Origin of the sequence: Pontibacillus sp. HMF3514, from assembly GCF_009858175.1 — a bacterium.
Classification (GTDB): Bacteria; Bacillota; Bacilli; order Bacillales; family BH030062; genus Pontibacillus.
The window spans coordinates 3,246,505-3,273,341 of sequence record NZ_CP047393.1 but is presented as its reverse complement, the minus strand read 5'-3'; the positions used below and the strand labels follow the sequence as shown (position 1 = coordinate 3,273,341).

Here is a 26,837-nt window from a genome sequence, read left to right as displayed (position 1 = left end):
TCATTTCTCAATCTTAGGGAAAATCGAATTATACATTTGGGGTGACGTACATGAACCTGAAAAGACGTTATTTGGCTTTGCTCCTAGTTGGTGCAATGATATTGGGAGCTGTGGGAACGTATGTAGGCATTCAGCTTTTCCAACCTGGGACAAGCCAAGCGCAGGTGGACAAAGAGGATAACCAGGAACAGAAGGATCAAGAAAAGCAGAAAACAATCGAAAGTCTCTTAAGTGGATTGCAAAAGAATAATGATAAAGAGCTTTCGAAGGTGAATAAAGCCTACTCTTTAATAAAAGAAAAATACGTAGAAGATGTAGATTCGAAGCAATTAATTGAAGGTGCCATCGATGGCATGCTCCAGACGCTAGACGATCCTTACAGCACCTATATGGATCAAGAGACCGTTGAACAATTTGAAAGTACCATCTCTTCTTCTTTTGAAGGAATCGGTACAGAAGTTAGCTTGATTGATGGTAAGGTAACAATCGTATCTCCGTTTAAAGGCTCTCCTGCTGAAAAAGCTGGCTTGAAGCCTAAAGACCAAATTGTTGGTGTGGATGGAGAAAATATTGTTGGAATGGATCTTTACGATGCTGTTCTAAAAATTCGTGGGGAAAAAGGGACGACCGTTACATTAGAAATTAATCGTCCGGGTGTAAGAGAAAACCTTACGATTGATGTTGTGCGTGATACGATTCCAATTGAAACAGTATATTCTGATGTGAAAACAATTGATGGAAAGAAAGCAGGCGTGCTTGAGATTACATCCTTTGCTGAAGATACGGCGAAAGATTTTAATAAAAAGCTAGCTGAGCTTGAAAAGAAAAATATAGAAGGTCTGGTCATTGACGTACGCGGAAACCCGGGTGGATTGTTTACTTCGGCTCAAAAGATTTTAGAGAACTTTATTCCAAAAGATGAGCCTTACGTTCAGATTGCTAATAGTTCTGGTGAGAAGCAGCGTTACTTCTCTAGCCTAAAAGAGAAGAAAGGTTACCCGATTGTTGTGCTGATTGATGAAGGTAGTGCATCAGCCTCTGAAATCCTTGCTTCAGCGATGAAAGAAGCGGGCGATTACGATCTAGTTGGTAAGCAAAGCTTTGGTAAAGGTACTGTTCAACAGCCAATCCCTATGGGGGATGGAAGCAATCTCAAATTAACGATCTACAAATGGTTAACGCCAGACGGCAATTGGATTCACAAAGAAGGCATTAAGCCAACTGTAAAAGCTGAGTTACCTGAGTTTTACTACACGAACCCAGTTCAAATCGATCAAGAGCTTAAATACGATCAAAATAGTGAAAAGATCTCAAATGTACAGAAAATGCTTGAAGGACTTGGTTTCAATCCTGGACGTAAAGATGGCTACTTCAGTAGAGAGACTGCTGCTGCCGTGAAGAACTTCCAAGAGAAACAAGGTCTAGAAGTAACAGGAACCATTAATGAGAAAACAGCAACTCAATTACAATCAGCTGTCGTTCAAAAGGTTCAAAACAAAGAAAATGATACGCAAATGAAGAAAGCACTTGAGGTTTTATTCAAAGGTAAGAATTAATAATAAGTCTGCCAATAAAAACCATGCAGGAATTCAACATTTCGTATAGAATTATATCCGTAGCCATACGCTGCGGATATTTTTGTTTTTGAGCTTTGGCATCATCCAGCTCCAGCGCCCAGCAACTAGTATGCATCCCTCACCTCCGCACGATAAGTCAACATCGAATCGCTTTGCTCTTCGAGTTTCCTTTATCGTACTGCGGCTCAGTCCTGCATATACGTTGCTACCCGGGCGCTTGCGCTTTAGTTTTTATATGGAGGGAAACAACATGACAATCGATTGGCTAGTGGAGATATCTAAGGGGATCGGAAGGTTTTATCTTCATCCTGTATTGTACTGGGCTGTATTTTTACTAGGTATGACAGCCTTTCTACGAATTAAAAGAGAACGTAAACATTTTGGTATAAAAATATTTGGTATTTTAACAGAAGCACAAGGGACCTTAGGGATTAGTCTCTTATCTGGTCTGGTAATATCGCTTATTGTCATAGGTAGTGGTTTCTCTTTTCCATATGCTAGTGTCTTACTTTGGACGATTGTTGTTGTTCTAGCTAGTTTATCTATGAAATTAAGCTGGATATCTCCCGCCTACACACTAGCAGCAACCTATTTCCTTTTATTATTGTTACCTGATCAATCTATATCCTTTTTGCCTGAAGAATGGTTACAACTTTGGGAAAGTACAAGTATAACAGGCGTAGCGATTTTACTAGGATTGTTACTATTTGTTGAAGCAATCCTTTATATGAATCATAGTGACAATGATTCTTTTCCTGAATCAGTAGTAGGCAAGCGAGGAAAACCGATTGGACAACATCGACTAAAAAAGCTTGCGATTCTACCAATCTTTTTTGTAATTCCTGGTGGAGCAATTGAGTCATTTGCTTCATGGTGGCCTATGTTTTCAGTTGGAGGAGAAAGCTATGGACTAATGGCTGTACCAGCATTAGTCGGATATGAGCATCTTGTTCGCGGTATAGCTCCAAAAGAGGCTTCAAGAACACTAGGAAAGACCACATTGATTTTAGCTGGTGTTGTAACGGCATTGGCGGTGGGCAGTATCTATGTGCCAATATTATCTCTAGTTGCTATCTTAGTTGCCCTAATAGGAAGAGAGCTAAGTACATTTATCATCCGCTATTTTGACCAACAAAAAAATCCTTTCTTCACACCACGTGCTGATGGATTACCGGTGCTCGCCGTTATACCAGGATCAGCTGCCGATAAGATGGGCTTGTGTGTTGGCGAACGAATCGAAAAAGTAAACAACCGTAAAGTCAACAATGAAGATGATTTCTATCATGCACTGCAAAAAAATAGAGCTTACTGTAAGCTTGAGGTTCGTGATACGAGAGGGGAACCAAGGTTTGCTCAGCGGGCGATGTATGAAGGAGATTACTATGAACTTGGCCTCGTTTTTGTTAAGGATCATCATGTTTATGAAGGAGAGGAAGAAGCAAATCTCTATCAAAAAAATTCCTAATTAAATAAAATAGATTAATGAAAAGAAGAGAGGTTTCTCTCTTCTTTTTTAATATAATAATTTTGTAAGTACTAGTAAAATAGTCAAAATACGACATAGATATATAGACTTATAAAGATATGCTTTACTCCCAATTATTACCCTATAAAACCTTCTTATAACTGATTATATATTCTTATTTTTCTAGTATAGGATTGAATTTCCAACTAGTTACATTTATATTGTAAATAGTTTGAATTAACAAAAAATTCGACAAACTTAAGTGGGGGGAGTACACATCATGAAGAAACGTGCTTTGATTTCTTCGGCATTGTCATTAGCGCTTGCGGTTGGACCTGTAACAGCAAGTGCAGCTGTCCCATCTCCGAGTGATTTTGGGAACAGCAACGTGAAAAAGACTCATCAACATGGAGGATCACCATTTGATATGGCGATCGCTAACGATGAGCGCTTAATTGAGATGTTGAAAGAGAATGGTAAGATTTCTGAAGATGCTACACCTGCTGAAGCACAAGAAGCATTAAATAAGTTCCTTCAGCAAAAACAGGAAGCGGCTGAACAAGACAAAGGTGAACTTAATCGTGATAAAGAGAAATTGAAAGATCAATTGAAAAAGCAAATGGAAAATAACAGTCTGACAAATGGTGACGGGAATAAACTTGGTCAGACGGACACACCGAAATCTGTTAAAGAAGAGCAGTATAATGGGGAGGTTCGAGAGGATAAAGTGCTAGCACTACTTATCGAATACCCGGACGCACCTCATGGTAATATATCAAAAGAACATACAGATATGTACTATGGAAACAGTGATACAGCTTATTCACCAGAGCATTATGAAGACATGCTATTCGGTGATGGTGGCTGGACAGGCCCAGACGGAAAACAATACGTATCTATGAAACAGTACTATGAAAAACAATCTGGTGGAAGCTATACCGTAACAGGGGAAGCTGCTGGTTGGTACCAAGCAGAACATCCTGCAGCGTACTATGGTGCTAATGAAAATGGCGGAGACGTTAACGCTCGCGAATTGGTTAGAGAAGCACTTAAGAAAGCAGCTCAAGATTCAAGCGTAGATCTTTCAGAGTATGATGAATGGGATCGTTACGACTTAGATGGTGACGGTAATTATCTAGAAGCTGACGGACTTGTTGACCACCTAATGGTTATCCACTCAGGAGTAGGTGAAGAAGCAGGTGGCGGTAAGCTTGGCGAAGATGCTATTTGGTCTCACCGTTGGAACCTTGGTGGCGTAACTCCTATTGCAGGTACAGAAGCTAGCGTACCATACTGGGGTGGCACAATGGCTGCTTACGACTACACCATTGAGCCAGAAGATGGAGCTGTAGGTGTTTTTGCTCACGAATTTGGACATGATCTTGGTCTTCCGGATGAGTATGACACGATGTACTCAGGTGCTGGTGAGCCGGTAAGTTACTGGTCGATCATGGCAAGTGGTAGCTGGGCAGGAGCTATACCAGGTACGATGCCGACAGGGTTCAGTCCTTATATGAAAGAAATGCTTCAAGCTTCTGTAGGCGGTAATTGGCAGACAGGTTCTGAAGTAGATTTAGAGGATGTAAATGGAGAAGGAATGGAATTTTTACTAGATGAAGCGGCAACAAAAGGCGAAAACAACGATGTCGTTAAGGTAAATCTTCCAAAGAAAGAAACAGTGATTAACGAGCCTTACAGCGGGGAGAGCGAATACTTTAGTGGAAGTGATAATTACCTTCACAATAAGCTGACGAAAACAGTCGACCTATCAAATGCTGGGAATGCTCAGCTAACATTCCAAACATGGTATGACATTGAAGTGGACTGGGATTACGCATATGTGACTGTTGATGGTGAACCTGTCCATACGGAGATTTCTACAAATACTGATCCTCATGGGAACAACTTAGGAGAAGGTATTACTGGTTCATCAAACGGATGGAAGCAAGTAACCGTTGATCTATCTGATTATACAGGTGAAGCGGTTGAAGTAGGTTTTGAATATGTAACTGACGCAGCTGTTTCAAATCCTGGTTTCTTTGTAGATGATATTAGCCTTTATGCAGATGGAAACCAACTTGTTTCGGATGATGCTGAAGGTGAAGCGAAGTTCAATCTAAATGGCTTCGAAAAATCAAACGGTAAGAAATACACGGATCACTATTACCTTCTAGAATGGAGAAGTCATAATGGTGTAGACGAAGGATTAGCGAACATCCGTCGTGGTGCAAGCTTAATGCAATACGATGCTGGCCTAGTTGTCTGGTATGTGGATAAGAAATATGACAACAACTGGACAGGTGTACATCCAGGTGAAGGTTTTGTAGGCGTAGTTGATGCTGACCAGAACAAGCTTGAGTGGAGTAATGGTCTAACTGCCTCTACACGCTACCAAGTACATGATGCAGCATTTAGTTTAGATAAGACAGAGGAAATGTACCTTGATTATACCGAGCTTTACGGTATGTCATTGAAGGATAATAAAACAAAACGCACAGCACTATTTGATGATAGTGCAGACTATTCAAATGAAGGAATTGAGGATGCAGGACGTAATGTACCAAATTACGGCTTGAAGTTCCGTGTAACTGGAGAAAGTGAAGACGGCACAGTTGGTAAGGTGCTTATTCACAAATAAAAATCTATTTGAATAAGTAAGAGTAAAAACGCCATCCGATCGGGTGGCGTTTTTATAATGTACAATTAGCATATATTCGTTCCTCATTGGTATGATATAATCTTAAAGGATTTATAAACTGGACGGAGTGAAAACATGTAAATCAATCATAGTATAGATATGTACGAATCGGACTCGTTATTTCTAATCGATAGGAGCAGATGAATACCATGGAAATACATGACGAAATGAAAAAGCGTCGTACCTTTGCGATTATCTCGCACCCGGACGCTGGTAAAACGACGCTTACAGAGAAATTTTTATTATACGGAAACCTAATTCGTAATGCTGGAACCGTTAAGGGGAAAAAGTCAGGAAAATTCGCAACATCAGACTGGATGGAGATTGAGAAGCAACGTGGAATCTCTGTTACCTCCTCTGTGATGAACTTTGAATATGAAGGGTATCAAGTTAACATTTTAGATACACCTGGACACGAAGACTTCAGTGAGGATACGTATCGTACGTTAACAGCCGTGGATAGTGTAATCATGATTATAGATGGAACAAAAGGTATTGAGGCCCAAACGCTTAAGCTTTTCAAAGTTTGTAAAATGCGCGGTATCCCTATCTTTACCTTCATTAACAAACTTGACCGTGAGGGACGCGATCCTTTTGACTTGTTAAAAGAGATTGAGGATGAGCTTGGCATTCAAACGTATGCGATGAACTGGCCTGTTGGAATGGGGAAACGTTTCCAAGGGGTGTTTGATCGCCGTAATGATCAGTTTATTCACTTTACGGGGAACGAGCAAGAAGAACCTATTCCAAACGCAGAGCTTGAGAAGCATACGGAGCTTGTAGAAAATGAGACATTCCAAGCTGCTTATGAAGAAATGGAGCTTCTAGAGGAAGCTGGAGAAGAGTTTGATATGGAAGCGGTCCAACGTGGAGAACAAACGCCAGTATTCTTCGGTAGTGCCCTTGCACCATTTGGAGTCGAAACGTTCTTTAACGAATTTATTCATATGGCACCTCAACCTGCACCACGTAAAGCGGATGGGGACCTCATTCAACCTGATAAGGAAGAATTTTCTGGATTTATCTTCAAGATACAGGCGAACATGAACCCTGCTCACCGTGACCGTGTTGCTTTTGTGCGTGTATGTTCTGGTAAGTTTGAACGTGGTATGAAGGTGACCCTAGATCGAACAGGGAAAGAGATCAAGATCGCTCAGACCCAACAGTTTGTGGCATCGTCACGTGAAACACTTGAGGAAGCATATGCTGGAGATATCATTGGTATTTATGATCCGAACATCTATCGTATAGGCGATACACTTGTTCAAGGAAAAGATACGTTCCACTATGATGAACTACCTCAGTTCCCACCTGAAGTATTCAAAAAGGTAACAGCGAAAAACGTGATGAAAGCGAAGCAATTCCGTAAAGGTATCGAGCAGCTTGTTCAAGAAGGAGCGATCCAGCTTTTCAAAGGCGTGCGTAACGATGACTTTATTCTTGGTGCTGTTGGCCAGCTTCAATATGAAGTGTTCCAATATCGTATGAAGAACGAATACAACGTTGAGGTGATGCTAGAAGACATCGGCGACCGAATCCCACGTTGGTTGAAGGAAGAACAAGTCGATAAAAAATTATTCGATGAACGTAGTCTGCTTGTAAAAGATCGCGAGGATAATTATTTAGCTCTGTTTAAAAACGACTTCTCCTTACGTTGGTTCATGGATAAGAACCCAGATATTGAGTTAATCGATTTATTTGAAGTGAATCAGTATAGTCAGTAATATAGATGAAAACGCTCAGCTTGTTGGCTGGGCGTTTGATTTTTATTACTGATATATTTGGTGTATTCAAGATTAGCCCCCTATTGTTAAAGACTTGGTTTCAAGATAAAGTGCGTATGGTTCCGTTGCTTTTGTACAGATAGGCGGGCTGTGGAACTGGTTGCTTTCTTGCGGACGAAGCGCCGAGCCTCCTCGTTCGCAAGCTCTCTGCGGGGTCTCGTCACTCCGTTCTTCCGCTGGAGTCAACCCGTTTCACTGACCGCAACAAATTACTCAACAGCAACGGACTCCTCTCATTTTTAAGTCTTTAACAATCATGCCATTTAACGGAATATGATTTACCTCCAATATGCACATGATTCGAATGTTTGTTCGCATATATGTTATTATAGTGTTAGATTGTGGTAAACTACGGTTATATAAATGTATTCGTGTAAATAGAATGGAGGTTGCATTGATTTTGGAAAAGAAATTTGATTTGGTCTCACAATATCAACCTCAAGGGGACCAACCTCGTGCGATTCAGGAAATTACTGAAGGAATTCGGAACGGAAAGCAGCATCAAACGTTATTAGGTGCTACGGGAACAGGGAAAACGTTCACGATGTCTAATGTTATTCAAGAAGTGAACAAACCGACGTTAGTGATCGCTCACAACAAAACGCTCGCAGGGCAGCTTTATAGTGAGTTTAAAGAGTTCTTCCCGAACAACGCGGTTGAGTATTTTGTCAGTTACTATGATTACTACCAACCAGAAGCGTATGTCCCTTCAACGGATACGTTTATTGAAAAAGATGCAAGCATCAATGATGAAATTGATAAGCTACGCCACTCGGCTACGTCTGCCTTATTTGAACGTCGAGACGTTATTATCGTGGCTAGTGTTTCATGTATATATGGTTTAGGTTCTCCAGAAGAATATCGTAACTTAGTGCTTTCTCTACGTTCTGGGATGGAAAAAGATCGCGATCAGCTACTACGTGATTTGGTAGACATTCAATATGCTCGTAACGATATCGACTTCCAACGTGGTACGTTTCGCGTCCGAGGTGATTCAGTTGAAATTATCCCAGCTTCTCGTGAAGAGCACTGCATTCGTGTGGAGTTTTTTGGTGATGAAATTGATCGAATCCGTGAAGTTGATGCCTTAACAGGTGAGATTATGGGTGACCGTGAACACGTAGCTATTTTCCCAGCTTCTCACTTCGTAACGCGTGAAGAGAAGATGAAGGTAGCGATTAAAAATATCGAACAAGAACTCCAAGAACGGATTAAGGAATTAAAAGATCAGGACAAGCTTTTAGAGGCGCAACGCATTGAGCAACGTACCAATTACGATCTAGAAATGATGCGTGAGATGGGATTCTGTTCAGGAATTGAGAACTATTCACGTCATTTAACACTAAGAGAACCAGGTTCAACACCATATACACTCATGGACTATTTTCCAGATGATTTCTTAATGGTGGTAGATGAATCTCACGTAACATTACCACAGGTGCGTGGCATGTATAACGGGGACCAAGCAAGGAAAAAGGTGCTCGTAGACCATGGGTTCCGTTTACCTTCTGCAATGGATAACCGTCCTCTTACGTTTGAAGAGTACGAAGGCAAAATGAATCAGAATGTATATGTGTCTGCTACGCCAGGACCTTATGAACAAGAGCATTCTCCTGAAATGGTTGAACAAATAATCCGTCCAACTGGTTTATTGGATCCAGAAATTAGTGTGCGTCCAATTGAAGGTCAGATTGATGACTTGATTGGTGAGATTCATAAACGAAGAGAACGGAATGAGCGGGTTCTTGTTACAACATTAACGAAGAAAATGTCTGAGGATTTAACGGATTACTTAAAAGAATTAGATATCAAGGTAGCGTACTTACACTCTGAAATCAAAACCCTTGAGCGAATTGAAATCATTCGGGATTTACGACGTGGAAAATATGACGTTCTGGTCGGAATCAACTTGCTTCGTGAGGGGCTTGATATCCCAGAGGTGTCATTAGTATCCATTTTAGATGCGGACAAAGAAGGTTTCTTACGTTCAGAACGTTCTCTCATTCAAACTGTAGGACGTGCAGCTCGTAACGAAAACGGCCAAGTTATTATGTACGCTGATAAAGTAACGAAATCTATGCAAATTGCCATTGATGAAACGAACCGTCGTCGTGAAAAACAAATGGCTTACAATGAGGAGCACGGAATTACACCAACAACGATTAAGAAAGAGATTCGCGATGTGATTCGTGCAACTGTGGAGTCAGAAGAAGAGGAGACTCAAGACGAAAAGCCTCAAGTAGCCAATATGAGCAAGAAAGAAAAAGAGAAGATGATCGACAACATGGAAACAGAAATGAAGCAGGCTGCAAAAGATTTAGATTTCGAAAAAGCAGCAGAACTGCGCGATTTAATCTTGGAGCTTAAAGCGGAAGGATGATCTAGGATATGAGCCAGAAATCGATAAAAATCCAAGGGGCTCGTGCCCATAATTTAAAAAACATTGATGCAGAAATCCCGAAAAACAACCTGGTTGTGCTCACAGGTTTATCTGGATCAGGGAAATCCTCTTTAGCCTTTGACACGATTTATGCTGAGGGTCAGCGCCGCTACGTGGAATCTCTATCTGCTTATGCACGTCAGTTTTTAGGACAGATGGATAAGCCTGATGTGGATTCCATAGAGGGGCTATCGCCAGCGATTTCAATTGATCAAAAAACAACGAGTCGTAACCCTCGTTCAACAGTTGGAACTGTAACAGAAATCTACGACTATTTACGTTTATTGTACGCTCGTGTTGGTCGACCTACGTGTCCAAAACACAACGTTGAAATTACGTCCCAAACCGTCCAGCAAATGGTCGATCAGTTACTGCAATATCCTGAACGAACAAAAATGCAGATCATGGCTCCTGTTGTATCAGGACGTAAAGGTGAACATGTCAAAGTTCTTGAAAAGTTAAAGAAAGAGGGTTACGTACGTCTCCGCGTAGATGGCGAGATGCGAGAAGTAACCGAAGACATCAAGCTTGAAAAAAATAAAAAACACTCAATTGAAGTTGTCATTGACCGTATTGCGATTAAAGACGGTGTAGCAGGTCGTATTTCGGATTCATTAGAGACGACATTACAACTAGGTGAAGGGCAAGCCATTGTTGATGTCATTGATGGTGAAGAGCTTCTATTCAACGAAAACCATGCATGTCCGATTTGTGGTTTTTCAATTGGAGAACTAGAGCCACGCATGTTCTCCTTTAACAGTCCATATGGGGCATGTGATCGTTGTGATGGTCTTGGAACACAACTAGAAGTGGATCTTGATTTTGTCATTCCTGACTGGGATTTAACACTGAATGAACATGCCATTGCGCCATGGGAGCCAGCTAGTTCACAGTATTATCCACAGCTATTGAAGAGTGTATGTAATCACTATGGAATCGACATGGACATTCCTGTTCGAGATATTCCGAAGCAGCTTTTTGAACGTGTTCTTTATGGTAGTGGAGATGAGAAAATCTTATTCCATTACGAGAATGACTTTGGAAAAGTGCGTGAAAACGAGATCTTTTTCGAGGGTGTTATTCCTAACGTAGCGCGTCGTTATCGAGAAACGAGCTCAGATTACATTCGTGAGCAAATGGAAAAATACATGGCGCAAAAGCCCTGTCCAAAATGTGAGGGTTATCGTCTTGATGAAAAACCTCTTGCTGTGCTTATTAATGGCCAACACATTGGTAAAGCAACGGAGCTTTCTGTTCATGATGCACGTGAATTTTTCGATTCTGTAGAGTTAACGGAAAAAGAGCGTAGCATTGCACGTATGATTTTGAAGGAGATCTCGGATCGTCTTACCTTCTTAATAAACGTTGGACTCGATTACCTTACGTTATCGCGATCAGCAGGGACATTATCTGGTGGGGAAGCTCAACGTATTCGTTTGGCAACCCAAATTGGTGCTGCTCTTACCGGGGTTCTCTATGTTCTTGATGAGCCTTCAATTGGACTACACCAACGAGATAATGACCGCCTTATTTCGACGTTGAAGCGGATGCGTGACTTAGATAATACACTGATTGTTGTTGAGCATGATGAAGATACAATGCTTGCAGCAGATCACCTCATTGATATTGGACCAGGAGCTGGAGCACATGGTGGTGAGATCGTTTCAAGTGGTACGCCACAAGAAGTGATGGATGATGCTAATTCCTTAACGGGACAGTATTTATCAGGGGAGAAGTTTATTCCACTACCACAAGAGCGTCGTAAGCCAGATGGCCGCTATCTGGAGATTAAAGGAGCAGAAGAAAATAACTTGAAACAGGTTAATGCTTCTATTCCATTGGGCTTGCTGACAGCTGTTACAGGTGTATCAGGTTCAGGTAAGAGTACATTAGTCAATGAAATTTTATATAAATCTCTTGCTCAAAGACTGCACAAAAGTAAGGAAAAGCCAGGTAAGCATAAAGATATTAAAGGCATTGATTACCTTGATAAAGTGATTGATATTGACCAATCGCCAATAGGTCGTACACCGCGCTCAAACCCTGCTACGTACACGGGTGTTTTTGATAACATACGTGATGTTTTTGCTCAGACAAACGAAGCGAAAATGCGAGGATACAAGAAAGGTCGTTTCAGCTTTAACGTAAAAGGTGGACGTTGTGAAGCGTGCCGTGGAGACGGAATTATCAAGATTGAAATGCACTTCTTACCTGATGTGTATGTCCCTTGTGAAGTATGTGACGGAAAACGTTATAACCGTGAAACGTTAGAAGTGAAATATAAAGGAAAGAGTATTGCTGACGTACTTGAAATGACGATTGAAGAAGCTTATGAGTTTTTCGAAAACATCCCGAAAATTAAGCGGAAGCTCTCAACTATATTTGATGTAGGTCTTGGCTATATTAAACTTGGCCAACCAGCTACAACCTTGTCAGGGGGAGAAGCTCAACGTGTAAAACTCGCAAGTGAATTACACCGTCGCTCAACAGGACGCTCCCTTTATATACTAGATGAACCTACAACAGGTCTGCATGTGGATGATATTTCTCGATTACTCACTGTCCTTCAGCGTCTGGTGGATAATGGAGATACGGTTATGATCATCGAGCACAACCTTGATGTCATAAAAGCGGCAGACTATCTGGTTGACCTAGGTCCTGAAGGTGGAGAAAATGGTGGGGAGATAATTGCAACTGGCACACCTGAAGAAGTAGGTGAGCAAAAGCAGTCCTATACGGGGTATTATTTGAAGCCAATCCTTGAACGAGATCGCCAACGAATGGAAAAAAAGCTAAAAAGTAAAGAAAAAGTTTCCAAATAAGTTCAATATTCAGTCAATTGCCTTTATAATGGAAATGGTGTCTATGTATCACGAAGGGTTGGATGAGTTTGAATCAAAATTTCTTTAACCAATTACAACCGAGCACATACGCTACAAGGCAAGCATCTCCAGAATGGAAAGAGGCAATTGAATCGTTAGTTACCGTTCAGAATCAACATGTTGTAGATATTGGTTGCGGCGGAGGTATTTACACGAAGGCCATGATCGAACTCGGGGCAAATGAAATCACCTGTGTTGATGGCTCAGAAGTCATGCTTCAAGGAGCAAAAGATCACTTAGATAGCTTATCCGATGTATCTTTTGAATTGGGGGATGCTACAGCCACACCATTGCAGGGTGACTCTGCGGATATGGTGCTAGAACGAGCGCTTATTCACCATTTAAATCGTGCTCAATTTCGAGAAAACATGACCGAGGTGCATCGTATTCTACAAAAAGGAGGACAGGTGATCCTTCAAGATCGTACACTTGAAGATTGTTTTCTACCTCCAAGTAAAGAACACATTCGAGGATATTTCTTTTCAGAATTTCCGCAGTTGAAAACAGTAGAAAAAAATAGAAGATACCACTCCAACACTGTCATAAAGGAATTACACCAAGCTGGCTTTCATAAAATCAAAATCAAAACAATCTGGGAAACTCGAAAAGTGTTCAACAACCGAGAAGAACTAGAAGAAGATCTGCTTAACCGAACAGGCCGAAGCATTCTTCATGATATTACAGACGAAGAACTACGAGATATGACAGACAGCATTATTTCATCATATAAACCTAGTGAGCCTATTTATGAAAAAGATAGGTGGACGATCTGGGTGGCTGAGAAGGCTTAATGAAGAAGACTGATCCAAGTGGGTCAGTCTTTTTATGTGGTAAGTGGGGGATAGTGTTGAAGTAGGGGGAATAAGTGAGGGAGAGAGCTACATAAGTGTAGAATCAGGAGTGATAAGTGAGGAAATAGAGCTTATTAGTGTTGAAGCGGGAGTGATAAGTGAGGAAGTAGAGCTTATTAGTGTTGAAGCGGGAGTGATAAGTGAGGAAGTAGAGCTTATTAGTGTTGAAGCGGGAGTGATAAGTGAGGAAGAAGAGCTTATTAGTGTTGAAGTAGGAGTGATAAGTGAGGAAGTAGAGCTTATTAGTGTTGAAGTAGGAGTGATAAGTGAAGAAGTAAAGCTTATTAGTGTTGAAGTAGGAGTGATAAGTGAGGAAGTAAAGCTTATTAGTGTTGAAGTAGGAGTGATAAGTGAGGAAGAAGAGCTTATTAGTGTTGAAGTAGGAGTGATAAGTGAAGAAGTAAAGCTTATTAGTGTTGAAGTAGGAGTGATAAGTGGGGGAGAGAGCTATATAAGTGTAGAAGCAGGAGTGATAAGTGAGGAAGAAGAGCTTATTAGTGTAGAAGCAGGAGTGATAAGTGAGGAAGAAGAGCTTATTAGTGATGAAGAAGAAAGAAAAAGTGAGGAAACACGCCTCATTAGTGATGAAGCAAAAGCTAATGAGCGTAAAAAACTTAAGCAATAGCCTTGCTTTCAGGTAGATGTTTTGACGTTTCATCATCAAATTGGGTATGGTATATAAAGACACTAGTGCGAGAGGAGCTATCGCCATGGAAAGAATCGAAATTGATGGAGTCCAAGAAGCGCTTGAACGCTTTGCTCACAAAGATGTATATATACACTTAGAAACGACAAATGGAGCTTATGCTCGCCATTTTGATTCCAATGCCTATAACGTTGGTGCGTTTATTCGAAATGCGCAAGTCCGTTATACACAGGCTAAAATCGTTGGACATGAGTCCTACCGCATCGGCCTTAAAACTGAGAATGGCTGGATTTATGCTGAAGGGTTAACGGATTGGGAAATCGACCAACATAACCGCCTTTTAATGGCTGGCCACGATGTAGAAGGTCGCTTAATGGTTGCCTTAGAAATAAGTGAAACACCTTTTGAATAAGGTGAAAACGCATAAGATTTTTCTCTAAAACGAAGGAGTGAAGCCAGATGGATCAACAGCACGTTGTCATTATTTTACCTCACCCTGATGATGAAGCGTTTGGATGCTCCGGGACAATTCTGGAGTACCGAAAAAACAATATTCCGGTAACGTATTTATGCGGAACACTAGGCGAAATGGGACGTAACATGGGAAGTCCGTTTTTTGCTAATCGTGAAACGCTGCCGGAGATTCGTAAAAAAGAACTTCAAGATGCTTGTAAGGCGCTTGATATCAATCTTCAAATGCTAGGCTACCGAGATAAGACGTTAGAATTTGAAGATCGCGGAGAAGTAGCTGAACACTTGAAGAGTATTTTAGAAGATATTCAGCCTAGTCTCGTTATTACATTCTATCCTGGTCATGCTGTTCACCCTGACCATGACGCGATGGGAGCAGCTGCGATTGAAGCGGTTGAGCGCATGCACCCAGATGATCGTCCTGAAGTATGGGCAAAAGCGATTACGCATAATCGTCATGAAATGCTTGGAGAGCCAGATGTTGTGAACGATGTAAAAGACCAATTTGAAGACAAGATGAAAGTCATCGAAGCGCACCGCTCACAAGCTGAAGGCATGCTAAGCAAATTCCGTAACAGCCCTGAGTTCGGTGACATGGATTCAGAAGGTATGAAGATGCTACGCTACGAAGAATTTTATAAATGGGATTTTAAATCTTAAACAGTATCCACAGCGGGTACTGTTTTTTACATGATCATCCTAAATAGTGATGAGAAGTCCGTCTAGAGGTTGAGGTAGCAAATAAAACTCTTGTGTAAAATAGGAATCAGAATGGTGAAACAAATCAATGAGTTATTCGTATATCTAGATACACACCTTTTAAGTGTTGAAAGGAGAACCGTACATGAGTGAAGAACGTAAACGAATATTAAAAATGATAGAGGACCAAGTTATTACAGCTGAAGAGGCGGAAGAATTACTTGAATCCCTGAAACATGCTGAAAATGTTGAAAAAGAAGAAACACAGCAACAACAGGATTTAACAACCAAAGTGGATTGGAATGCTAAACAAGATCAACATCATTATGAGTCTGAATCTACAAAGAAGCGATTTATGAATTTTGTAGAGGATGCTGTGAAAAAGATTAAAAACGTTGATTTAGATTTTAATTTTGGGCATAGCTATCAGGTGTCACATATTTTTCAATATGAAGGTGTATCCTTTTCTGAGATGTATTTAGATATTTCAAATGGAAGTACTAAAGTAATTCCTTGGGAAGAGGAAGACGTCCGTATTGAGTGTGAAGCAAAAGTGTATAATGCTGAATCACGAGATGCAGCGCGTAAGTTTTTCATGGACGAAAAGAAATTCCTTGTGGATGACGACTCACTAAGGTTTGCTATTGCATCGAAAAAAATCAGTGCAAATGTGAAGCTTTACATCCCTAAGAAGGAATATGAAAAGGTATCGTTACGTATGTTTAACGGTAGTATTAATTCGGAACATCTTCATGCGGAAGAGCTACGCGCTAAAACGGCTAACGGTAGTATTAAGCTGTCGCACATGCGTGGAGACGAGTGGGATATTGCTTCGTCCAATGGATCTATCACCTTAAAAGACATTGTATGTAATGAGCTTGAAACGGAAAGCTTAAATGGTTCGATCAAGCTTGATGGTGAATTCGGTAAAGTTGACTCACAAGTTGTAAATGGTAGTATTCATTGTGACTGGCACGGAGATCAAGGGCATACAGGATTTTTTAAGTCCCTGACTGGATCTATTCGTATTAACCTTTCAGACGACCGTCGTATTGATGGCGAGCTGAAAACGAGTGTGGGGAGTATCAACTGTAATCTTCCTGAATTCAAAGTGATTGAAGAGAAGAAGGATGTATTGAAAAAAGAATTGAGGTTTGAAGCTCATTCTGAAAAGGAAAAAACCTTACATCTAGAAGCAGAAACCAAGACAGGCTCTGTTAAAGTCAATTCCAACGATTAGGAGGGATGAAAAATGGATAAACAAAAGCGATTAACGAAATCTAAAGAGGATAAAATGATTTCTGGTGTTTTAGGCGGTGCATCGAAGTATTTAGAAATGGATTCTACATTGCTTCGTATTCTATTTATCGTCATACTAGCTGTAACAGGAGGCCTACCATTAATCCTGATTTATGTGGCAGCAGCCTTTGTTATGCCGTTTGAAGGAGAGGAAACTACGTGAAAAAGTGGCTCTTACATGTCGTACTAAATGCTGTAGCAATCATTGCTGTTGCTCAACTATTCGAGTCTTTTAGAATTGAAGGGTTTGCTGCTGCTTTAATAGCGAGTTTAATTCTTTCGGTTTTAAACGCAATCGTACGTCCTATTCTTGTAGTGTTGACGCTCCCGATTACTGTTGTGTCGCTTGGTTTATTTCTCTTTGTCATCAATGCGATTACACTAATGCTCACAGCATGGCTCATGGGTAGTAGTTTTGTCATAGATGGGTTCGGCATTGCTATTATTTCAGCCATTATCATTTCACTTTTAAATCTCATGTTAAATCAATTAGCGAAAGAACTATAGGGAAAGCTGGCCTTTTGGGTCAGCTTTTTTTATGACAAATATCCATTGATGGATAAAAGTGCTAAAATACCAATGGAATAGAAAAAGGGGGAATATAATATGTCACAGCTTGTAGAAAAAACGCCGAGTCCTCGGACGAGAAAGTCGCTTTACAATGACTTGAAAGAGCTTGGTGTCAAAAAAGGAATGACCATTATTGTACATACATCCCTATCCTCACTTGGTTGGGTGAATGGTGGAGCAGTTACGGTTATCCAAGCTTTAATGGATGCCGTTACAGAGGAAGGCACGATTGTCATGCCTTCTCAAACAGTAGAAATTTCAGATCCTGCAGAATGGGAGAACCCACCTGTTCCTGAAGAATGGTGGGAAGAGATTCGGGATACCATGCCTCTTTATCACCCGGACTATACGCCAGCTAATTTTATGGGGAAGGTGCCTGAGGTGTTCAGAACCTTCCCGGGTGTTGAGAGAAGCTCACATCCGAGTTACTCTTTTACGGCATGGGGCAAGAATAAAAATCATATTTTAGCGGATCAGCCTTTGGAGTGGAGTTTAGGAGAGGGATCACCTCTAGGAAAGCTTTATGATGAAGGGGCATACGTATTGCTATTGGGGGCAGGTTTTGACAGTTGTACAGCTTTTCACCTAGCTGAGTATCGTATCGGATATCAGGACGTTATTACAAAAGGTGCTCCGATGATTGAAGATGGTAAACGCATCTGGAAGGAATACAAGGAGCTTGAATTCCGAGATGAGCTTTTTGAGGATTTAGGTGCTGACTTTGAAAAGACGCAGAGTTTATCAGCTGGCCATGTAGGTTCAGCGAAGTCATATCTTTTTGATGTGAAGGAAGCCGTTGATTATGCTGAAATGTGGCTGAACCTTTATGATCGCCGGAAAAGTGATTAATGTTATTAGTGTAGACTTGGGTACCTGAGGGGAAGTGATGTGTACCCGAGAAATGCAGTTTCCCTGCGGACCCAAAATGTCTCATCAAATTCACATATTTTTCAGGAAGATTTTAAATCAACATACAAAAGGAAAAAATGCTACAATAGGAGCAGTGATTAGAGTCAGGGAGGCATACATATGTCGAAGGTTCGTACACAAGATTTATTGGACCGTTTTGAATTAGAAATCGTCGCAGGTGAGGATGGTGCTCATCGCGAAATCTTTACAAGTGATATATCCCGACCAGGTATGGAAATGGCGGGGTATTTTAAGTATTATCCATCAGAACGACTGCAGTTATTAGGAAAGACAGAGCTTTCTTTCTTTAATGAGTTGTCTGATGAGGAGCAGCAGGATCGTGTGACCAAATTATGCACGGATATTACTCCGGGTATTGTGATTACACGAGGGATGGAAGTGCCGGAACTGTTAATAAAAGCTGCTAACGAAGCGGGCGTTCCGATTATGCGTTCTCCGTATAAAACGACGCGTGTGATTAGCCGTTTAACCAACTTCCTTGAGACAAAATTTGCACCGTTTACAGCTATTCACGGTGTTCTTGTTGATATCTATGGCGTAGGCGTCCTTATTACAGGGCAGAGTGGTGTTGGTAAAAGTGAAACAGCACTAGAGCTTGTTAAAAGAGGGCATCGTTTAGTGGCTGACGATAGTGTGGAAATTCGTCAGGAGGATTATGATACGTTAATCGGAAATTCTCCACCCCTTATAGAGCATCTCCTCGAAATTCGTGGACTGGGTATTATCAATGTCATGACATTGTTTGGTGCTGGGGCTGTGCGCAGTTATAAGCGTATTACGATGTGCATGCATCTTGAACTCTGGGACAAGAACAAGCAATACGATCGTCTTGGTCTAGAAGAAGAAATGATGAAGATTATGGACGTTGAAATTCCAAAAGCTACGATCCCGGTACGTCCTGGTCGGAACTTAGCGGTTATTATTGAAGTAGCAGCGATGAACTTCCGTTTGAAGCGTATGGGCATTAATGCTGCTGAAGAGTTCTCTGATCGTTTAACCAACATGATTGGTGAAAATAAAAACGATGTAACGAAGGGTGGTTTATCAGATGACATGTGAAGTGAACGCCCTTAGTCGTGTCTTTTTAGAGCTTGGTCCATTTACGATTTATTGGTATGGAGTCATAATCGCAACAGGTGCGTACTTAGGTTTATGGCTGGCGATGCGTGAATCCCAGAGACTTGGACTTAAGAAAGACATTTTCGTTGATTTAGTTGTATTTGCGATTCCGGCAGCGATTATCTGCGCAAGAATCTATTATGTGATTTTTGAATGGGATCGATATAAGAACGGAAGCTTGATAGACATTTTAGCCATATGGGAAGGCGGTATCGCCATCCATGGTGCGTTGATTGGTGCTGTTATTACAGCCCTGATCTTTGCGAAAGTACGTAACATTTCTTTCTGGCAGTTAGCTGATATTGCTGCGCCAAGTATCATTCTTGGACAAGCGATTGGGCGTTGGGGAAACTTTATGAACCAGGAAGCACACGGCTATGCTGTTTCAGAAGAGTTTTACAACAATTATATGCAGTATTTGCCGGACTTTATCGTTCAGCAAATGTGTATTGATGGCATCATGTATCATCCGACATTTTTATATGAATCCCTATGGAACATTCTTGGATTCGCATTTTTACTTATCTTACGTCGCTTCAACCCACGTCGTGGTGAGCTATTCTTAAGCTATGTAATATGGTATTCATTTGGACGCTACTTTATCGAAGCGATGCGTACAGATAGTCTATATATCATTGCAAACTTACGTACAGCGCAAGTAATTTCAATTGTTCTAATTATCTTAGCTGCAGGATTAATCATGTATCGCAGAATAAAAAATAAAGCAAATGTTCATTATGATGGGACAAAAGTGAAAGACTAGGGAGGTATCGCTTTGCCAGGTGTGTTAAAAAGAGGATTACAACAAGGGTTAAAAGTCACATGGACACTTGGTAAAGTGATTTTTCCTGTTACATTAATTGTTACGATATTACGATTCACCCCTGTTTTACAATGGGTGATGGAGTGGATTACACCACTTATGAAATGGATTGGGTTACCAGGAGAGGCGGCAATCCCGCTTGTCCTTGGTAACTTCCTTAACCTCTATGCTGGTATTGCAGCCATTGTTTCATTTGATTTTACCGTCAAGCAGGTCTTTATTTTAGCTGTGATGATGTCGTTTTCTCACAACCTTCTTATCGAATCAACTGTCGCTTCTAAAGTGGGAGTGAAATGGTGGTTTGTTGCTGGAGTGAGGCTTTCACTGGCATTTGGATCAGCCGTAATGATCAATCTGCTTTGGGATGGTGGATCCGAAATGGCTCAATATGGGCTCATTGCAGAACAAGCAGACCCAGAAGATTATATGGGAATTGCCTTTTTAGGAATCCAAACAGCTGTTATGAGTATATTGCAGCTTGCAGCCATTGTTATCCCTCTTATGGTAGGGATGCAGTACTTGAAGGAGAAAAATTGGCTAGACTTATTTTCAAGGTGGCTTGCTCCTTTCACTCGTGTGCTAGGAGTTGAACGGAATGCATCAATGACTCTTGTGGCAGGTCTTGTGATCGGGCTTGCTTATGGAGCTGGGCTCATGCTTCAAGCTGTTGAGGAAGATGGCGTGTCGAGGAAGGATATGTACTTGTCCCTCATTTTCCTTGTTTCATGTCACGCCGTTGTTGAAGATACGCTCATCTTCATTCCGCTTGGTATTCCAGTGTGGCCACTGCTGCTGATAAGACTGGTTACAGCGATTGCATTAACGGCGGTTGTCGGTTTTGTTTGGAACCGAAAGATTGCGAAAAGAAAGGACACAACATCTTATGACAATTCGTACCCTACTGTTTGATTTAGATGGAACATTGATTAACACGAATGAATTAATTATCTCTTCTTTTCTTCATACAACTGAAAAATACGCACCAGGGCAGTACAAAAAAGAGGACGTGTTGAAGTTTATCGGGCCTCCTCTTGAAGAGAGTTTGCGTAAGATTAATCCAAATGAACATGTAGAAGAAATGATTGATACTTATCGAAAGCACAATCATGAGCATCATGATGAACTAGTTGTGGCTTATGATGGTGTGGTTGAGACGTTGCAAAAATTACGTGATCAGGGATATAAGCTAGGGATTGTTACTACCAAAATGGGTGAAACCGTTGATATGGGCTTAAAGCTAACAAAGATTGATAACATGTTCGATACGATTGTTACGCTTGATGACGTTGATCATGCCAAGCCTCATCCAGAACCGGTTGTTCGTGCCATGAAGGCGCTCGATGCGAAACCTGATGAGACGATTATGGTTGGAGACAATACACATGATATCGAATCAGGACAAAATGCTGGCACAAAAACAGCGGGCGTGGCTTGGACGATTAAAGGTCGCAAAACCCTAGAGGATCTAAAACCAGATTATATGCTCGAGCACATGAGCGATATCCTAAAGATCGTAATGGAGTGATCATATGCGTAAGACGGACCGTTACCGTGTAACTGAAGCCAACTCATTATGGCAAGTTTATAAAACCGTCCCCTTTTTTAAGGTGGTACGAAATTTTGTTGTCATCCAATTGGCGCGCTACACACCTTTTTTACCGGTGAAAAATTGGCTATATCGCACCTTTTTAGGGATGGATGTAGGAAGGTATACCGCTTTTGCCTTAATGGTTATGCTTGATGTGATGTTTCCTGAAAAAATATCGGTTGGACGGAATACGGTTATCGGTTATAACACGACGATCCTCGCTCATGAGTATCTAATTAAGGAATATCGTCTCGGAAAAGTGGAGATCGGAAGTGAAGTGTTAATCGGGGCCAACACCACGATCTTGCCAGGTGTCACGATTGGAGACGGTGCCATTGTCTCAGCAGGCACCCTTGTACATAAAGACGTACCACCAGGCGCTTTTGTTGGTGGGAATCCGATGAGTGTTATTTATTCGAAGGAAGAAATGGATAAGCGAAAAGAAGAGGATACGTTTTTTGATGATGATGTCTAGTGTAACAGCACATTAAAAGGTTGAATTGAGGATTTAATTGATATATACTCTCTAAAAAAACTATGGGGAGATACTCAAATGGAATCCATTGGGAAACTACCATCAAACCTTTATTCAACGAAAATATTAGAAGCCATAGGTGAAAATATTATTATTGCAGATGAAGACTTTAATATTACTTGGATCAATCCCAGTGCTAAGGATCTTTTTGAAAATATAATTACTCTTTATAATCTGGAAAATGTAGATGATTTAATTGGAATGAACATGGATCACTTTCACAAGGACCCAGCGCATCAACGAAACATTATGAATCATCTAACAGATACACATAGAACTCGGATCAACATTAAAGACACTTATGTAACTGATATTATCGTTAATCCTATAATGGATAATGGGGCACCTATTGGCTATGTTGTAATGTTAATGGACGTTACAACAAAGGTTCAAGAAGAACGGCGAAAAGAGAAACTGATTGAAGAGCTTTCTGTCCCCATCCTCCACGTCTGGGACTATACGTTGGCCATAACACTTAAAGGAACGATTGATGATGATCGCTTTCAGACTATCCTTAGTAAACTCCTAGAAAAGTGCCATCATACGGATGTGGAATATGTGATCCTTGACTTAAGTGGTGTTACGGGATGGAACGAGGAATTTCCAGCTCAAATCACGAAGGTTATTGAAAACCTTTCTATTATGGGCGCTCATAGTATTATAGCTGGTGTGAAGCCAGAGTTGGCACTTGATTTTGCTTTAGAAACATCTTATAATGTTCCAAAATTTAAAACTTCCAAAGAAGCTATCAAATATATCATTGCTAGACATTGAGATTTCACCTAAAAATTAGAGCATTTTGGACATAGAATTGTAAATCAGTTCTATGTCCTTTTTTATGTTCTTTAACGGAATGGGGTTCAATTAGTATAAGGCATATTTCGAACACATAGTATTTAAGAGAAAAAGGATTCTGCCTATCAAAGAACGAATCAAGTACATAGAAGCATGTTTAAGAAAGCGGAAACGTAGGTAAACGACATGAAAAAGAGATGGAGGTTATCTTAATGCAAACATATATTTTGTCACTGGATCAGGGGACGACGAGTTCACGAGCAATCTTGTTTAACCATGATGGTGAAGTTGTTCAAACCGCACAAAAAGAGTTTCAACAATTTTTCCCGAAACCAGGATGGGTAGAGCACGATGCGAATGAAATCTGGACATCCATTTTGTCATGTATAGCAAATGTTTTAACAAAAGCAGAAGTCCAACCCGATCAAGTCGCTTCCATTGGGATTACAAACCAGCGAGAAACAACCGTGATCTGGGATAAGGAAACAGGACAACCTATTTATCATGCAGTTGTTTGGCAATCCCGTCAAACCAACGATATTTGTAATGAATTACGAGAGAACGGGTATGAAGATCTGTTTAAAAAGAAAACAGGTCTTGTATTAGATCCTTATTTTTCAGGGACAAAAGTGAAGTGGATTTTAGATCATGTAGATGGTGCTCGAGAAAAAGCGGAACAAGGAAAGCTTCTGTTCGGAACCATAGATACATGGCTGATTTATAAACTTTCTGGTGGACAAGCACATGTAACGGATTACTCCAATGCATCTCGTACGTTAATGTACAACATCTATGATCTGGAGTGGGATGAGGAACTTCTCGATATTTTAGATGTGCCGAAAGCAATTTTACCGGATGTACGTCCTTCTTCAGAAGTGTATGCGCATACTGTTGATTATCACTTCTTCGGAAAAGAAATCCCAATTGCAGGAGTTGCTGGTGATCAGCAAGCAGCATTATTCGGACAGGCTTGCTTTGAAAAAGGAATGGCGAAAAACACGTATGGAACAGGTTGCTTTGTTCTCATGAATACAGGGGAAGAAGGTATTCCATCAGACCAAGGCCTCCTTACCACGATTGCATGGGGCGTGGACGGAAAAGTTGAATATGCCTTAGAAGGTAGTATTTTTGTTGCTGGCTCTGCAATTCAATGGCTTCGAGATGGATTACGTATGATCAAAGATGCTCCAGCTAGTGAAGACTACGCCAAAAAGGTTGATTCCACAGATGGGGTGTATGTCGTTCCCGCTTTTGTTGGACTTGGTACACCGTATTGGGATTCTGATGCGAGGGGAGCTGTATTTGGCTTAACTCGTGGAACTTCCAAGGAGCATTTTATCCGCGCTACACTTGAAGCTCTCGCATACCAAACGAAAGATGTTGTCGATGCAATGAAAGAGGATTCAGGAATTGACCTGAAAACGCTTCGTGTTGATGGAGGAGCGGTTAAGAATGATTTCCTTATGCAATTTCAAAGTGATGTGCTAGGTGTTGAAGTCGACCGCCCAATTGTTAATGAAACAACCGCACTCGGCGCAGCTTATTTAGCTGGACTAGCAGTTGGTTATTGGGATAGTAAAGATAAAATTACGGAACAATGGAAGAAGGATCGTACTTTTAAACCGGAGTTGGAAAACAAGGAAGCAGAAGAGTTATATAAAGGCTGGCAAAAAGCTGTAGAGGCCGCTCGGGCATTTAAGTAGTCTAAAAAAGGAATGGGTTGGGTATCGTACGGATAGAATGGAGTGTTTCGAATGTTTTCTGGATATAAGCGAACGGAGATTTATCATAAATTAGAGCAGGAGCGTTTGGACGTGCTTGTTATCGGGGGAGGTATCACAGGAGCGGGTATCGCACTGGATGCTGTGACCCGTGGCATGTCAGCCGGTGTTTTAGAGATGCAAGATTTCGCAGCTGGAACTTCGAGTCGTTCTACAAAGCTCGTTCACGGAGGACTACGCTATTTAAAACAGTTTGAAGTGAAAATGGTAGCTGAAGTGGGGCAGGAGCGTGCAATCGTTTATGAGAATGGTCCTCACGTAACGACTCCTGAATGGATGATTCTCCCGTTTTATAAGGATGGAAATTTTGGTCCATACATGACGAACATTGGATTGAAACTATACGACACATTAGCTCGTGTAAAAAGAGATGAACGACGAAAAATGCTTACGCCAAAGGAGACATTGGCCAAAGAACCTCTTTTAAAAAAGGATGGCTTAAAAGGTAGCGGCTATTACGTTGAGTATCGTACAGATGATGCCAGGCTGACGCTTGAAGTGTTGAAAAAAGCTGTTCAAAAGGGGGCTATGGCTCAAAACTACGTTAAAGTTGTCGACTTTTTATATGAAGATGGTCTAGTCGCTGGTGTTGTGGCAGAGGATCAGATTGATGGTGAAAAACATGAAATCTATGCGCGTAAGGTCGTGAATGCTGCTGGACCTTGGGTGGATGACCTTCGTGAAAGAGATGGATCTAAAGAAGGAAAGAGTCTTCATTTAACAAAGGGGGTACACCTTGTTTTTAATGGTGAGACGTTTCCACTTCAACAGGCCATTTATTTTGACGCACCTGATGGACGTATGATCTTTGCTATACCGCGTGATGGAAAAACGTATGTTGGGACAACGGATACGGTTTATGAAGGGGACACCGCACACCCAACCATGACCGTTGATGATCGGGATTACTTGCTGCAATGCATTGATTTTATGTTCCCAGATCTATCGATTACAGCTGGTGATGTTGAATCGAGTTGGGCAGGATTACGTCCGTTGATTCATGAGGATGGGAAAGATCCATCTGAAATTTCTCGTAAAGATGAGATCTTCACTTCTGAATCAGGCTTAATTTCTATTGCAGGAGGAAAACTAACAGGCTATCGTAAAATGGCTGAAAATGTGGTGGATTTATTGGCTGGTCATCTATCTGAACAATTAGGTCTTAACTTACCAGAATCCCAAACAGAGGAACTCCCTATTGCAGGAGGAGAAGTTGGTGGCTCTGACGGCTTCGCTGATTTTATGGATCGCAAAATTGAGGAAGGGAGAGCCATGAGTTTATCCGAGGAAAAAGCTCGAGGCTTAACCCAAATGTATGGAGCCAATGTCGATGAAGTGTTTCATCGATACTATAAAATGAAAAATGAAGATTTGGGATTAGATCCATTAGTGTACGCGATGCTGACGTATAGTATGGAGCACGAACATACTGTGAAACCTGTAGACTTTTTTGTTAGAAGAACGGGAGCCCTGTTCTTTGATATTCACTGGGTGCATAAGCATAAAGAGTCTGTCATTACGTTTATGGCTCAAGAATATGGATGGACAGAAGAACAGATTGAAGCCTACACCCGAGAGTTAGATGTATTGCTTGAAGAAGCGGTCGCTCCGGATCCAGCTTAGATATTGTAGTCCCTCTGGTTGGATGGCCAGGGGGATTATTTTGGATAGCGGTCTTATGAATCTGGATGGAGAGCATATGGTTTTGGATAGCGGGCATGTGATTCTGGATAGATAGTGTATGGTTTTGGATAGCAGGGATATGATTCTGGATAGAGAGCGAATAGTTTTGGATAGAATGCTTATAATTCTGGATAAAAAGCGAATGGTTTCGGATAGACCGCTAGTAATTTCGGTTAGAGAACATATCTTTCTGGATAGAAC

General features: G+C 41.1%; 22 protein-coding genes. All 22 read left to right on the top strand.

Annotation, left to right across the window (positions count from 1 at the left end; genetic code table 11):
* Positions 1–50 precede the first annotated feature (50 nt).
* The 22 genes from GS400_RS16790 to GS400_RS16685 all read left to right on the top strand — a co-directional run bounded on the left by GS400_RS16790 (position 51) and on the right by GS400_RS16685 (position 26,576).
* Positions 51–1,556 (top strand): S41 family peptidase, encoded by a 1,506-nt coding sequence (locus GS400_RS16790; protein ID WP_304608237.1) that lies wholly within the window; start codon positions 51–53, stop codon positions 1,554–1,556.
* A gap of 271 nt (positions 1,557–1,827) precedes the next feature.
* Positions 1,828–3,042: a PDZ domain-containing protein gene (locus GS400_RS16785; RefSeq protein WP_160103702.1), complete on the top strand. Its 1,215-nt coding sequence runs from the start codon at positions 1,828–1,830 to the stop codon at positions 3,040–3,042.
* Between the two features lie 280 nt (positions 3,043–3,322).
* On the top strand, positions 3,323–5,680 hold the full coding sequence (locus GS400_RS16780; protein ID WP_160103700.1) for an immune inhibitor A domain-containing protein: 2,358 nt from the start codon (positions 3,323–3,325) through the stop codon (positions 5,678–5,680).
* Positions 5,681–5,889: 209 nt separating this feature from the next.
* Positions 5,890–7,464: a peptide chain release factor 3 gene (locus GS400_RS16775; RefSeq protein WP_160103698.1), complete on the top strand. Its 1,575-nt coding sequence runs from the start codon at positions 5,890–5,892 to the stop codon at positions 7,462–7,464.
* Positions 7,465–7,924: 460 nt separating this feature from the next.
* The gene (gene uvrB, locus GS400_RS16770; RefSeq protein ID WP_160103696.1) at positions 7,925–9,904 is read left to right on the top strand and encodes an excinuclease ABC subunit UvrB; all 1,980 of its coding nucleotides are present in this window, start codon (positions 7,925–7,927) and stop codon (positions 9,902–9,904) included.
* Between the two features lie 8 nt (positions 9,905–9,912).
* Entirely contained in the window at positions 9,913–12,786 is a 2,874-nt protein-coding gene (uvrA, locus tag GS400_RS16765) for an excinuclease ABC subunit UvrA (RefSeq protein ID WP_160103694.1), read from the top strand.
* A gap of 62 nt (positions 12,787–12,848) precedes the next feature.
* The gene (locus GS400_RS16760; protein WP_160103692.1) at positions 12,849–13,637 is read left to right on the top strand and encodes a class I SAM-dependent methyltransferase; all 789 of its coding nucleotides are present in this window, start codon (positions 12,849–12,851) and stop codon (positions 13,635–13,637) included.
* A 43-nt stretch (positions 13,638–13,680) separates the two neighbouring features.
* Entirely contained in the window at positions 13,681–14,322 is a 642-nt protein-coding gene (locus GS400_RS16755; protein ID WP_160103690.1) for a hypothetical protein, read from the top strand.
* An 85-nt stretch (positions 14,323–14,407) separates the two neighbouring features.
* Positions 14,408–14,755, top strand: coding sequence for a YojF family protein (locus tag GS400_RS16750; protein WP_160103688.1), 348 nt, complete (start codon positions 14,408–14,410; stop codon positions 14,753–14,755).
* A 47-nt stretch (positions 14,756–14,802) separates the two neighbouring features.
* Complete coding sequence (gene bshB2, locus GS400_RS16745; RefSeq protein ID WP_160103686.1) at positions 14,803–15,474, top strand: bacillithiol biosynthesis deacetylase BshB2; 672 nt, start codon at positions 14,803–14,805, stop codon at positions 15,472–15,474.
* Between the two features lie 184 nt (positions 15,475–15,658).
* The gene (locus GS400_RS16740; protein WP_160103684.1) at positions 15,659–16,753 is read left to right on the top strand and encodes a DUF4097 family beta strand repeat-containing protein; all 1,095 of its coding nucleotides are present in this window, start codon (positions 15,659–15,661) and stop codon (positions 16,751–16,753) included.
* Between the two features lie 12 nt (positions 16,754–16,765).
* Positions 16,766–16,975 (top strand): PspC domain-containing protein, encoded by a 210-nt coding sequence (locus GS400_RS16735; protein ID WP_160103682.1) that lies wholly within the window; start codon positions 16,766–16,768, stop codon positions 16,973–16,975.
* On the top strand, positions 16,972–17,319 hold the full coding sequence (locus GS400_RS16730; RefSeq protein WP_160103680.1) for a phage holin family protein: 348 nt from the start codon (positions 16,972–16,974) through the stop codon (positions 17,317–17,319). Before GS400_RS16735 ends, GS400_RS16730 begins: the two co-directional genes overlap by 4 nt.
* 99 nt (positions 17,320–17,418) lie before the next feature.
* Positions 17,419–18,231 (top strand): AAC(3) family N-acetyltransferase, encoded by an 813-nt coding sequence (locus GS400_RS16725; protein ID WP_160103678.1) that lies wholly within the window; start codon positions 17,419–17,421, stop codon positions 18,229–18,231.
* Positions 18,232–18,411: 180 nt separating this feature from the next.
* Positions 18,412–19,371, top strand: coding sequence for an HPr(Ser) kinase/phosphatase (gene hprK / locus GS400_RS16720; protein WP_160103676.1), 960 nt, complete (start codon positions 18,412–18,414; stop codon positions 19,369–19,371).
* Complete coding sequence (gene lgt, locus GS400_RS16715) at positions 19,361–20,194, top strand: prolipoprotein diacylglyceryl transferase (RefSeq protein ID WP_160103674.1); 834 nt, start codon at positions 19,361–19,363, stop codon at positions 20,192–20,194. Before hprK ends, lgt begins: the two co-directional genes overlap by 11 nt.
* A 12-nt stretch (positions 20,195–20,206) precedes the next feature.
* A complete protein-coding gene (locus GS400_RS16710; RefSeq protein WP_160103672.1) occupies positions 20,207–21,163 on the top strand; it encodes a nucleoside recognition domain-containing protein in 957 nt (318 codons plus the stop codon).
* On the top strand, positions 21,138–21,779 hold the full coding sequence (gene ppaX, locus GS400_RS16705; protein ID WP_160103670.1) for a pyrophosphatase PpaX: 642 nt from the start codon (positions 21,138–21,140) through the stop codon (positions 21,777–21,779). The genes GS400_RS16710 and ppaX overlap by 26 nt, the downstream gene beginning before the upstream one ends.
* A gap of 4 nt (positions 21,780–21,783) precedes the next feature.
* The gene (locus tag GS400_RS16700; protein ID WP_160103668.1) at positions 21,784–22,317 is read left to right on the top strand and encodes an acyltransferase; all 534 of its coding nucleotides are present in this window, start codon (positions 21,784–21,786) and stop codon (positions 22,315–22,317) included.
* Positions 22,318–22,395: 78 nt separating this feature from the next.
* A complete protein-coding gene (locus tag GS400_RS16695; protein ID WP_160103666.1) occupies positions 22,396–23,151 on the top strand; it encodes an STAS domain-containing protein in 756 nt (251 codons plus the stop codon).
* A gap of 233 nt (positions 23,152–23,384) precedes the next feature.
* Positions 23,385–24,875: a glycerol kinase GlpK gene (gene glpK / locus GS400_RS16690; protein ID WP_160103664.1), complete on the top strand. Its 1,491-nt coding sequence runs from the start codon at positions 23,385–23,387 to the stop codon at positions 24,873–24,875.
* Positions 24,876–24,926: 51 nt separating this feature from the next.
* On the top strand, positions 24,927–26,576 hold the full coding sequence (locus GS400_RS16685) for a glycerol-3-phosphate dehydrogenase/oxidase (RefSeq protein ID WP_160103662.1): 1,650 nt from the start codon (positions 24,927–24,929) through the stop codon (positions 26,574–26,576).
* The last annotated feature ends 261 nt before the right edge of the window (positions 26,577–26,837 follow it).